Source organism: Pseudomonas sp. LAMO17WK12:I10 (genome assembly GCF_900215185.1).
Taxonomy (GTDB): domain Bacteria; phylum Pseudomonadota; class Gammaproteobacteria; order Pseudomonadales; family Pseudomonadaceae; genus Aquipseudomonas; species Aquipseudomonas chlororaphis.
Genome location: NZ_OBDX01000004.1, coordinates 41,954 through 52,878 on the forward strand (window position 1 = coordinate 41,954; position 10,925 = coordinate 52,878).

A 10,925-nucleotide genomic window follows, 5' to 3' on the forward strand; every position below is an offset into this window, starting at 1 on the left:
TCGCGAGCAGGCTCGCTCCTACAGGTATACGCAGTATCTGTAGGAGCGAGGCTTGCCCGCGATGGACGGCGATGCCGTCTTAGGCGTCCTGATAACTTTCGATCGACGGGCAGGCGCACACCAGGTTGCGGTCGCCGAACACGTTGTCGACGCGGCCGACCGGAGGCCAGTATTTGCCTTCGATCAGCGAGGCCACCGGGTACACCGCCTGTTCACGGCTGTAGGGGTGCGACCACTCGCCAACGATTTCCGCTGCGGTGTGCGGGGCGTTTTTCAGCGGGTTGTCGTCCTTGTCCAGGCTGCCGTTTTCCACCGCGCGGATTTCTTCGCGGATGCGGATCATGGCGTCGCAGAAGCGGTCCAGTTCTTCCTTGGATTCGCTTTCGGTCGGCTCGATCATCAGGGTGCCGGCCACCGGGAACGACATGGTAGGGGCGTGGAAGCCGAAGTCGATCAGGCGCTTGGCGACGTCGTCGACGCTGATGCCGCTGCTGTCCTTGAGCGGGCGCAGGTCGAGGATGCACTCGTGGGCCACCAGGCCGTTGCTGCCGGTGTAGAGCACTGGATAGTGTTCTTCCAGGCGACGGGAGATGTAGTTGGCATTGAGGATCGCCAACTGCGAGGCACGCTTGAGGCCTTCGCCGCCCATCATGCGGATGTACATCCAGGTGATCGGCAGGATGCTCGCGCTGCCGAACGGCGCGGCGCAGACCGCGCCTTCCTTGCGTTCCATGGCCGCGTGGCCAGGCAGGAACGGCGCCAGGTGTGACTTGACGCCGATCGGGCCGACGCCCGGGCCGCCACCGCCGTGGGGGATGCAGAAGGTCTTGTGCAGGTTCAGGTGCGATACGTCGCCACCGAACTTGCCCGGGGCGCAGAGGCCGACCATGGCGTTCATGTTGGCGCCGTCGATGTACACCTGGCCGCCGTTGTCATGAATGATGCCGCAGATTTCGCGGATGCCTTCCTCGAACACGCCATGGGTCGACGGGTAGGTGATCATCAGCGCGGCGAGGTGCTCGCGGTGCTCGATGGCCTTGGCCCGCAGGTCTTCGATATCGACGTTGCCACGGGCGTCGCAGGCGGTGACCACCACGCGCATACCGGCCATGTTGGCGGTGGCCGGGTTGGTGCCGTGGGCGGACGAAGGGATCAGGCAGATGTCGCGACGGTCGTCGCCACGGCTCTGGTGATAGGCACGAATGGCCAGCAGGCCGGCGTATTCGCCCTGGGAGCCGGCGTTCGGCTGCAGGGACACCGCGTCGTAGCCGGTGGCGGCGCAGAGCATGGCTTCCAGTTCGGACGTCAGTTGCTGGTAGCCGGCGCTTTGCTCGGCCGGGGCGAACGGGTGCAGGGCGCCGAATTCGGCCCAGGTAATCGGGATCATTTCGCTGGCGGCGTTGAGCTTCATGGTGCACGAGCCCAGCGGGATCATGGTGCGGTCCAGGGCCAGGTCCTTGTCCGCGAGCTTGCGCAGGTAGCGCATCAGCTCGGTTTCCGAGTGATAGCGGTTGAACACCGGGTGGCTGAGGATCGCCGACTGACGCACCAGCGCCGCCGGGATACGGCTCTGTACCGTGCTGGCCAGCGCGGCGAAGTCCGGCAGCGCCTGGCCGTCGGCCAGCAGGCTCCACAGCGCTTGTACATCGGCCTGGCCGGTGGTTTCGTCCAGCGACAGACCCAGGCGCCCGGCGTCGATCACCCGCAGGTTGATGCGCTGGGCGCGGGCCTTGTCGTGCAGCGCCGCGGTGCGTGCGCCGGTGTGCAGGGTCAGGGTGTCGAAGAAGTTTTCCTGCTCGACCTTGATCCCCAGCTTGCTCAGGCCCTGGGCCAGGATCGCGGTCAGCTGGTGGATGCGCCGGGCAATCCGGCTCAGGCCTTGGGGGCCGTGGTACACGGCGTACATGCTGGCGATGTTGGCCAGCAGCACCTGGGCGGTGCAGATGTTGCTGGTGGCTTTCTCGCGACGGATATGTTGCTCGCGGGTCTGCATGGCCAGGCGCAGCGCCGGCTTGCCGAAACGGTCCACGGACACCCCGACCAGACGGCCCGGCATGTCGCGCTTGAACGCGTCCTTGGTGGAGAAGTAGGCCGCATGCGGGCCACCGAAGCCCAGCGGCACACCGAAGCGCTGGGCGCTGCCGATGGCCACGTCGGCACCGAATTCACCCGGTGGGGTCAACACGGTCAGCGCCAGCAGATCGGCGGCGACCGCCACCAGGGCGTTGGCGGCGTGGAAGCGCTCGGTCAGCTCGCGGTAGTCGAACAGGTCGCCGTTGCTCGCCGGGTATTGCAGCAGGGCGCCGAAGAACGGGCTGACGTCGGTCAGTTTGCGCTCGTCGCCGACCACCACGTCGATGCCCAGCGGCTCGGCACGGGTGCGCAGCACGTCAAGGGTCTGCGGGTGGCAATGGCTGGAGGCGAAGAAGGCGTGGCTGCCCTTGTTCTTGCTCAGGCGCTTGCAGAAGGTCATGGCTTCGGCGGCGGCGGTGGCTTCGTCGAGCAGGGAGGCGTTGGCGATCGGCAGGCCGGTGAGGTCGCTGATCAGGGTCTGGAAGTTCAGCAGCGCTTCCAGGCGGCCCTGGGAAATTTCCGGCTGGTACGGGGTGTAGGCGGTGTACCAGGCCGGGTTTTCCAGGAGGTTGCGCAGGATCGGCGACGGCGTGTGGCAGTTGTAGTAGCCCTGGCCGATGTAGGTCTTGAACAGCTGGTTCTTGGCGGCGATGGCCTTGATCGAGGCCAGTGCGTCGGCTTCGCTCTGCCCGGCGGGCAGGTCGAGGACGCTGGTGCCCTTGATGCTGTCGGGGATCACGCTGGCGCTCAGGGCTTCCAGGGAGTCGAAGCCCAGGCTGTTGAGCATGGCTTGCTCGTCGCCTTGGCGCGGGCCGATGTGGCGCGCGATGAATTCGTTGGCGGTGCTCAGGTTGACTTGAGTCATGGCGGTTCCTCAGGCGTCGGCGTTGGCTTTGATCAGGCGGTCGTAGGCGTCCTGATCCAGCAGTTGGCCGACAGCGGCGGCGTTCGCGGGAATGAAGCGGAAGAACCAGCCTTCGCCCAGCGGGTCTTCGTTGACCAGCTCGGGGCTGGTTTCCAGGGCCGGGTTGGTTTCCACCACTTCCCCGTCCAGGGGCATGTACACGCCGCTGGCGGCTTTTACCGATTCCACGGTGGCGGCTTCGGCGCCCTTGTCGTAGGCCTGCAGTTCCGGCAATTGCACGAACACCACATCGCCCAGGGCGTTTTGCGCGAAAGCCGTGATGCCGACGGTAACGCTGCCATCGGCTTCGGTACGCAGCCATTCGTGATCTTCAGTAAAACGCAACTCGCTCATGGAAACTCCTCAAGGGGCCAGATTCGTCTGGTGGACGCGATTGAATGCTCGTGCAGGGCCGAGCGGAATGGGTAAGCCCTTAGCAAAAATACGGCCAATGTTTTTTAGTTGTTATTAATCAATGAGTTATATGTTCTTGATGATGGCCGGAAGCTAACGACTGTAGCGAAAACGCTACAGCTGGAGGGCCAGGAAAAAGCCTATGGGGATCAAAGCCTTGCGTAGCGCCGATTACAACTGGTTGTAGCGATATCGTTCCACTGTAGCGCTTTCAGTACAGGTGGAGGTCGCTTTCAGATGCGGTTACACCACCTGTAGCCGCTGCCGCAGGCTGCGATAAGGCCGAAGGCCTTCGGCGATCTTGAGATCTTGCGCTCCCGGCGGGAGCGATCGCAGCCTGCGGCAGCGGCTACAACATCAAGAGTCGCGGCGGCTCAGGGCTTGTTGGGGATGCCGTATTTGCGCAGGCGATGGGCGATGGCGGTGTGGGAGGTCTGCAGGCGGCTGGCCAGCTGGCGGGTCGAGGGGTAGTTGACGTAGAGGCCTTCGAGCAGCGCCTTCTCGAACTCCTCGACGGCCTGTTCCAGGCTTTCGACTTCGGTGTCGTTCTGGCGGGCCACCGAGGTGCCGGCGATATCCAGGTCGCCGATGTCCACCAGGCTGCTTTCGCAGATCGCCGCCGCGCGGAAGATCACGTTCTGCAGCTGGCGCACGTTGCCGGGCCAGCGGTTGCCCAGCAGCGCCGGATAGGTGCCGGGCGCCAGGCGGCAGACCGGGCGCTGGATCTGCGCGCAGGCCTGTTGCATGAAATAGCGCGCCAGCAACAGGATGTCCTGGCCGCGCTCGCGCAGGGGCGGCACTTCCACATTCAGCACGTTGAGGCGATAGAACAGGTCTTCGCGAAAGCTGCCCTCGGCGACCATCTTTTCCAGGTCGCGATGGGTGGCGCTGAGGATCCGCACATTGACCTTGACCTCACGGTCGCCGCCCACCCGGCGAAAGCTGCCGTCGTTGAGAAAGCGCAGCAGCTTGGCCTGCAAGTAGGGCGACATTTCGCCGATCTCGTCGAGAAACACCGTGCCCTGGTTGGCCAGCTCCATCAGCCCCGGCTTGCCGCCGCGCTGGGCGCCGGTGAAGGCGCCGGGGGCGTAGCCGAACAGCTCGCTTTCGGCGAGGTTCTCCGGCAGGGCGGCGCAGTTCAGCGCCAGAAACGGCGCGCCGTGCCGCGCACTGATGGCGTGACAGGCCCGCGCCACCAACTCCTTGCCGGTACCGGTTTCGCCCTGGATCAGCAGTGGGGCATCCAGCGCGGCGACGCGCTGGGCGCGGGCCTTGAGGGTGCGGATGGCCGGGGAGTCGCCGAGCAGGGCATCGAAGCCTTCGGCATGGTCATGGTGCAGGGCCGACAGGCGTTCGCCGATGCGATTGGGCTGATACAGGGTCAGTAGCGCGCCGGCGTCGGTGATCGGCGTGGCATCCAGCAGCAGGGTCTGGCCGTTGAGGGTGATTTCCCGCAGGGGCAGGCGAAAGCCCTGTTCCAGCAGGGTTTCCAGCAGCGCCGGGTCGTCGAACAGCTCGGCCACGCTTTCCCCGGCCGGCTCGCGGCCATAGAGGGCAATCAGCGCCGGGTTGGCCAGCAGCACGTTGCCGGCGCTGTCCAGGGCCAGCACCGGGTCGGTCATCGCCGCCAGCAGGGCGTCGAGCTGCAAGTGGCGGCGCTGGCCGGGCAGGATGTCGACCACCGTCACGGCCTGCACGCCGCGCACGCTGAACAGCGCATCGCGCAGCTCTTCCAGCACTTGCGGGCTGAGGGTCGGGGCGTCGATGTAGACGTTGGGCGGCACCATCTCCACCGCATCCAGGTTGAGGTTGCGCCCACCGAGCAGGGCCAGGACTTCCTGGGTGATACCGACGCGGTCGATAAAGCTGACGTGGATGCGCATGGGGCGGTCAAGGGTTCTGGAAAACGGAGGGTGGCAAGTATGCCTTGGCGAGACGGGTTTGGTGAAATGCACCGCACGGTCCGCCGGGGCTTCTGCAGGAGCGAGGCTTGCCCGCGATGAACTCAAGGACGCCGCGGCGTATCAGGCCAGGCTTCCCGCTTCATCGTTGAGGCTATCGCGGGCAAGCCTCGCTCCTACAGGTTAAGCGGGCAGGGGAAGCCCGCGACCCACGGACTGGGGTTATTCGAGGTGTTCGGGTTTGACTGGATCCCCGGATTTCATATTCAGCTGCACCCGCACGTCCTCAAACATCGCGTCGTAATATTTGTGCAGCGAGCCGATGCCGCTCAGTGCCTTGGGAATCCCATACTTCTCGGCGATTTTCGTCACGTTGCTGGCGAAGTTGTAAGCCTGATCCTTGGGCAGAAAGAACGGTTCATCGAGCGCCTTGCCCTGAATCGTTCCATGCATCTTGAACTGCATCCCTTTGCCTTCCTTGGGGTCCTGCGCGACTTCATAGTCGATACAGATGTTGTAGCTGACATCGTCCTTGGTCAGTGCATGTCGCTCGATGTGTAAATGACCGGGTTCGAACTGGGCCATGGCTCTCTCCTTTCAAGGCATGGGGAGCGGTGCAGGCCAGCGGCCTGCACCCTGAGTTGCTCTTATCGGTAAGTGATGCCCGGCTGGGCGGTGCTGATGCGCGTACCGGCCTTGCCCTGGACGATCGCTTCGATGTCCGAGAGTGAACCGATCACCGCGACTTTTCCAGTATGGCGGGCGAACTCGCAGGCCGCCTGGACCTTCGGTCCCATGGAGCCGGCGGCGAAGCCGAGCTTTTCCATTTCGTCCGGGTGCGCCTGGGCAATGGCTTTCTGCGATGGCTTGCCCCAGTCGATAAAGGCCGCGTTGACGTCGGTGGCGATCACCAGCAGATCGGCTTCCAGCTGTTCGGCCAGCAGCGCCGAGCACAGGTCCTTGTCGATCACCGCCTCGATGCCCCGGAGCTTGCCGTCCTCGCCGTACAGGGTGGGGATGCCGCCACCGCCGGCGCAGATCACGATGCTGCTCTTTTCCAGCAGCCATTTGATCGGGCGGATTTCAAAGATGCGCTTGGGTTTCGGGCTGGCCACCACGCGGCGGTATTTGTCGCCATCGGGGGCGATGGCCCAGCCTTTTTCCTTGGCCAGTCTTTCTGCTTCGTCCTTGCTGTAGACCGGGCCGATGGGCTTGCTCGGGTTCTGGAACGCCGGGTCCTTGGCGTCGACTTCGACCTGGGTCAGCAGGGTGGCGAAGGGCACTTCGAAGTCCAGCAGGTTGCCCAGTTCCTGCTCGATGATGTAGCCGATCATGCCTTCGGTTTCGGCGCCGAGCACGTCCAGCGGGTAAGGCGACACCGAGGTGTAGGCCGCCGCCTGCAGCGACAGCAGGCCGACCTGCGGACCATTGCCGTGGGCGATCACCAGCTGGTTGCCGGGATGGATCTTGGCGATCTGTTCGGTGGCGATGCGGATATTGGCGCGTTGATTGTCCGCGGTCATGGGTTCGCCCCGGCGGAGCAGGGCGTTGCCGCCCAGTGCGACGACGATACGCATAATGCATTCCTTCCAGAATTCGGTGATCCCGTGGGAGCAAGTCGCGCCCCCACGGACGTCGGGGTTACAGGTCGGCCAGGGTCGAGACCAGGATCGCCTTGATGGTGTGCATGCGGTTTTCCGCTTGCTCGAAGGCGATGCAGGCCGGCGACTCGAACACGTCGTCGGTCACTTCGATGCCGTTGGCCAGGTGCGGATACTGCTCGGCGATCTGCTTGCCGATCTTGGTATCGCTGTTGTGGAACGCCGGCAGGCAGTGCATGAACTTGGTCCGTGGGTTGCCGGTGGCCTTCATCAGTTCGGCGTTGACCTGGTACGGCAGCAGTTGCTGGATACGTTCGGCCCAGGCTTCCACGGGCTCGCCCATCGATACCCAGACGTCGGTGTGGATGAAGTCGACGCCCTTGACCGCGGCTTTCGGGTCTTCGGTCAGGGTGATACGAGCGCCGCTTTCTTGCGCGTACTGCTTGCAGCGGCTGACCAGGTCGTCATGGGGCCACAGGGCCTTTGGCGCGCAGATGCGCACGTCCATGCCGAGCTTGGCGCCCACCAGCAGCAGGGAGTTGCCCATGTTGTTGCGGGCATCGCCCAGGTAGGCGTAGCTGATGTCGTGGATCGGCTTGTCGGCGTGCTCACGCATGGTCAGCACGTCGGCGATCATCTGGGTCGGGTGGTATTCGTCGGTCAGGCCGTTGAACACCGGCACGCCGGCGAACTTCGCCAGTTCCTCGACGATCTCCTGCTTGAAGCCGCGGTACTCGATGGCGTCGTACATGCGCCCGAGCACGCGGGCGGTGTCCTTCATGCTTTCCTTGTGGCCGATCTGCGACGAGTTCGGGTCGATGTAGGTGACGTTGGCGCCCTGGTCATAGGCGGCGACCTCGAAGGCGCAGCGGGTACGGGTCGAGGTTTTCTCGAAGATCAGGGCGATGTTGTTGCCCTTGAGGTGCTGCTGCTCGGTGCCGGTGTACTTGGCGCGCTTGAGGTCGCGGGACAGGTCGAGCAGGTAGCGCAGTTCGCGCTCGGTGTGGTGTTCGAGGCTGAGCAAGTTACGGTTGTGGATATTGAACGCCATGATGATTCTCCAGGGATTCTGTAATCGGCCCGGCCAGCACCGCAGAGGTGCGGCCGGGGGAAAGCCGTTTAGTAATCGATCGGGTCGCGCACGATCGGGCAGGTCATGCAGTGGCCGCCGCCACGGCCGCGACCGAGCTCGCCGGCGCTGATGGTGATCACTTCCACGCCGGCCTTGCGCAGCAGGGTGTTGGTGTAGGTGTTGCGGTCATAGCCGATGACCACGCCCGGTTCCAGGGCCACCACGTTGTTGCCGTCATCCCACTGCTCGCGTTCGGCGGCGAAGCTGTTGCCGCCGGTTTCCACCACGCGCAGTTGCTTGAGGTTCAGGGACTCGGCCACCACCTCAAGGAACGATTTGTTCTCCCGTCGCACGTCCATGCCATAGGGCTTGCTGGTGTCGGGATGGATGACGAACGGCACGATTTCCTTGACCACTTCCGGGAAGACCGTGACCAGGTCGCGGTCGCAGAAGCTGAATACGGTGTCCAGGTGCATCGCCGCGCGGGATTTCGGCAGGCCGGCGACCACGACTTTTTCCACCGCGCCCTTGGCGAACAGGGATTGCGCAAGCTGGCCGATGGCCTGGCGCGAGGTCCGCTCGCCCATGCCGATCAACACCACGCCATTGCCGATCGGCATGACGTCACCGCCCTCGAGGGTGGCCTGGCCGTGATCCTTGTCCGGGTCGCCGTACCAGACTTCGAAGTCGGCGTTGGCGAACTCGGGGTGGAATTTGTAAATGGCGCTGGCCAGCAGGGTTTCCTGGCGCCGGGCCGGCCAGTACATCGGGTTGAGCGTCACGCCGCCGTAGATCCAGCAGGTGGTGTCGCGGGTGAACTGGGTGTTGGGCAGCGGCGGCAGCAGGAAGCTGGAGTGGCCCAGGTAATCGCGGTACATCTTGATCACGCTGGCGCCTTCGCTTTCCGGCAGGTCCTCGCCGGCCACGCCGCCGATCAGGAATTCGGCCAGCTTGCGTGGCTCCAGGCTTTCGAGCCAGCTGCGTACTTCATTGGTCAGGCCGACGCCGACGGTGTCGGGGGTGATCTTGCGATCCAGAATCCACTTCAGGGCTTCGGGGTTGTGCACCGTATCGGTCAGCAGGTTGTGCATTTCCAGGACTTCGATCCCACGCTCGCGCATTTTGGTGACGAAGTCGAAATGGTCGCGCTTGGCCTGGTTGACCCAGATCACATCATCGAACAGCAATTCATCGCAGTTGTTCGGGGTCAGCCGCTGATGGGCCAGGCCTGGGGAGCAAACCATGACTTTGCGCAGTTTGCCGGCTTCGGAATGGACGCCGTACTTAACTTTTTCCGTGGTCATTACCGTGATCCTCCAGAGGTAGAAACAATTGTGCGGTTACAGGGTCAGGAAGCCGTCGTAGAGCCCGTAGGCGGCCAACAGGGCGCCTATGACCACTGCGGCGAAAATCAGCTTCTCGACGTTGGTGAAAATCGGTTTGCCCAACTCCCGCTTGGCCTTGGCGAACAGGATCGCGCCGGGGGCGTAGAGCAGGGCGGAGAGCAGCAGGTACTTGACCCCGCCGGCGTACAGCAGCCAGATCGCGTAGAGCAGCGCGATGGAGCCGATCAACAGGTCTTTCTTGCGTTCGGCCAGGGCCGCTTCGTAGGTTTCGCCACGCACCGCCAGCAGCACGGCATAGGCCGCCGACCACAGGTAGGGCACCAGGATCATCGAGGTGGCGAGGTAGATCAGCGACAGGTAGGTACTGGCCGAGAACAGGGTGATGACCAGGAAGATCTGCACCATGGCGTTGGTCAGCCACAGGGCGTTGACCGGCACGTGGTTGGCGTTTTCCTTGCGCAGGAACTCCGGCATGGTGTGGTCCTTGGCCGCGGCGAACATGATCTCCGCGCACAGCAGCACCCACGACAACAGTGCCCCCAGCAGCGAGATGATCAGGCCGACGCTGATCAGCACCGCGCCCCAGTGGCCGACCACATGCTCGAGCACCGCCGCCATCGACGGGTTCTGCAGCTTCGCCAGCTCCGGCTGGGTCATGATGCCCAGCGACAGCACGTTCACCAGCACCAGGAACAGCAGCACGGTGATGAAGCCGATCACGGTGGCCTTGCCCACGTCCGAGCGTTTTTCCGCGCGGGCGGAGAAGATGCTCGCGCCTTCGATGCCGATGAACACCCACACGGTGACCAGCATCATGTTGCGCACCTGGTTCATCACGCTGCCCAGGTCAGGGTTCTTCATGCCCCAGATGTCCGCGGTGAAGATGTCCAGCTTGAAGGCGAACAGGGCGATCAGCACGAACAGCAGCAGCGGCACCACCTTGGCGACCGTGGTCACCAGGTTGATGAAGGCCGCTTCCTTGATCCCGCGCAGCACCAGAAAGTGCACGGCCCACAGCAGCAGCGAGGCGCCGATCACCGCGGCCGGAGTATTCCCCTCCCCAAATAGCGGGAAGAAGTAGCCCAGGGTGCTGAACAAGAGTACGAAGTACCCCACGTTGCCCAGCCAGGCGCTGATCCAGTAGCCCCAGGCCGAAGAAAAGCCCATGTAATCGCCGAAACCGGCCTTGGCATAGGCGTAGACACCACCGTCCAGATCAGGCTTGCGGTTGGCCAGGGTTTGAAACACGAAGGCCAGGGTCAGCATGCCCACGGCGGTAATAGCCCAGCCAATAAGAACAGCGCCTACATCGGCACTTGCCGCCATGTTTTGTGGCAAGGAAAAGATCCCGCCGCCAATCATCGAGCCGACTACCAAGGCGACTAACGCACCAAGCCGTAGTTTTCCGGGAGTGTCAGACATTGCGTGACTCCATTGCAGGAGAAGAGAGGCGTCAGAGTAAATCTGCGAGAAATCCGAACAGCTGATTTAGATCAGGTCATTGCTACATTCCATTGTGAATGAACGACTTAAGCTGTCTTTGCGGAAACTGGTGGGAAGCCTGAAAGCGCCATTCCATAAGGCCTTTGGTTCAAGATGAAAGGTCTTCTCATT

General features: G+C 63.5%; 8 protein-coding genes. All 8 read right to left on the reverse strand.

Annotation, left to right across the window (positions count from 1 at the left end; translation table 11 throughout):
* Positions 1–79 precede the first annotated feature (79 nt).
* The 8 genes from gcvP to arcD all read right to left on the reverse strand — a co-directional run bounded on the left by gcvP (position 80) and on the right by arcD (position 10,733).
* On the reverse strand, positions 80–2,938 hold the full coding sequence (gcvP, locus tag CRO75_RS06275) for an aminomethyl-transferring glycine dehydrogenase (protein WP_097134756.1): 2,859 nt from the start codon (positions 2,936–2,938) through the stop codon (positions 80–82).
* A gap of 9 nt (positions 2,939–2,947) precedes the next feature.
* A complete protein-coding gene (gcvH, locus tag CRO75_RS06280; RefSeq protein ID WP_009045251.1) occupies positions 2,948–3,331 on the reverse strand; it encodes a glycine cleavage system protein GcvH in 384 nt (127 codons plus the stop codon).
* A 434-nt stretch (positions 3,332–3,765) separates the two neighbouring features.
* The gene (locus tag CRO75_RS06285) at positions 3,766–5,274 is read right to left on the reverse strand and encodes a sigma-54-dependent transcriptional regulator (protein WP_097134757.1); all 1,509 of its coding nucleotides are present in this window, start codon (positions 5,272–5,274) and stop codon (positions 3,766–3,768) included.
* A gap of 240 nt (positions 5,275–5,514) precedes the next feature.
* Positions 5,515–5,877, reverse strand: a complete 363-nt coding sequence (locus CRO75_RS06290) for a DUF5064 family protein (RefSeq protein WP_097134758.1) — start codon at positions 5,875–5,877, stop codon at positions 5,515–5,517.
* Between the two features lie 62 nt (positions 5,878–5,939).
* Complete coding sequence (gene arcC / locus CRO75_RS06295; protein WP_097134759.1) at positions 5,940–6,869, reverse strand: carbamate kinase; 930 nt, start codon at positions 6,867–6,869, stop codon at positions 5,940–5,942.
* A 64-nt stretch (positions 6,870–6,933) separates the two neighbouring features.
* Positions 6,934–7,944 (reverse strand): ornithine carbamoyltransferase, encoded by a 1,011-nt coding sequence (locus CRO75_RS06300; protein ID WP_009045247.1) that lies wholly within the window; start codon positions 7,942–7,944, stop codon positions 6,934–6,936.
* Positions 7,945–8,012: 68 nt separating this feature from the next.
* Positions 8,013–9,269 (reverse strand): arginine deiminase, encoded by a 1,257-nt coding sequence (arcA, locus tag CRO75_RS06305; RefSeq protein WP_097134760.1) that lies wholly within the window; start codon positions 9,267–9,269, stop codon positions 8,013–8,015.
* Positions 9,270–9,305: 36 nt separating this feature from the next.
* The gene (gene arcD / locus CRO75_RS06310) at positions 9,306–10,733 is read right to left on the reverse strand and encodes an arginine-ornithine antiporter (protein ID WP_097134761.1); all 1,428 of its coding nucleotides are present in this window, start codon (positions 10,731–10,733) and stop codon (positions 9,306–9,308) included.
* Positions 10,734–10,925: the final 192 nt, after the last annotated feature.

Bases quoted from the DNA above. Each gene is read 5' to 3' on its own strand.
- CRO75_RS06285 (WP_097134757.1), bottom strand. From the start codon at position 5,274: ATGCGCATCCACGTCAGCTTTATCGACCGCGTCGGTATCACCCAGGAA.
- arcD (WP_097134761.1), bottom strand. From the start codon at position 10,733: ATGTCTGACACTCCCGGAAAACTACGGCTTGGTGCGTTAGTCGCCTTG.
- arcC (WP_097134759.1), bottom strand. From the start codon at position 6,869: ATGCGTATCGTCGTCGCACTGGGCGGCAACGCCCTGCTCCGCCGGGGC.
- CRO75_RS06300 (WP_009045247.1), bottom strand. From the start codon at position 7,944: ATGGCGTTCAATATCCACAACCGTAACTTGCTCAGCCTCGAACACCAC.
- arcA (WP_097134760.1), bottom strand. From the start codon at position 9,269: ATGACCACGGAAAAAGTTAAGTACGGCGTCCATTCCGAAGCCGGCAAA.
- CRO75_RS06290 (WP_097134758.1), bottom strand. From the start codon at position 5,877: ATGGCCCAGTTCGAACCCGGTCATTTACACATCGAGCGACATGCACTG.
- gcvP (WP_097134756.1), bottom strand. From the start codon at position 2,938: ATGACTCAAGTCAACCTGAGCACCGCCAACGAATTCATCGCGCGCCAC.
- gcvH (WP_009045251.1), bottom strand. From the start codon at position 3,331: ATGAGCGAGTTGCGTTTTACTGAAGATCACGAATGGCTGCGTACCGAA.